Raw genomic sequence first — 284 nt, 5'->3', positions numbered from 1 at the left:
GTGCTGAGAAACGCGCTCTACCACACGGCGCGCCGCCGTGCGCTGGAGCGGATCAACCGCAGCTTCAATCTGCTGGTCCTGCTGCTCGGCGCGGCGGCGATCGGCGATCTCGCGATGCGCCTTGGCATCGACCGCATCTGGATCGGCGCGGGCGTCGCCCTGATCGGCGCATTGCAGCTGGTCTTCGACTTCGGCCGGCAGGCTCGAGACCACCAGACGCTGCAAAGAGACTATTATGCCCTCCTCGCCGAGATCGATGCAGCGGTCGCCCCCGACGATGCCAC

General features: G+C 66.9%; 1 protein-coding gene. It reads left to right on the top strand.

What is annotated here, in order from left to right; translation table 11 throughout:
- On the top strand, positions 1-284 hold a 284-nt coding region (locus PMES_RS16455; RefSeq protein ID WP_201289033.1), incomplete at both ends, for a hypothetical protein.

The organism is Profundibacterium mesophilum KAUST100406-0324, from assembly GCF_009835145.1.
GTDB classification, from domain to species: Bacteria; Pseudomonadota; Alphaproteobacteria; order Rhodobacterales; family Rhodobacteraceae; genus Profundibacterium; species Profundibacterium mesophilum.
The sequence above is the reverse complement of the archived record's forward strand: the minus strand, read 5'-3'. Positions and strand labels throughout refer to the sequence as shown.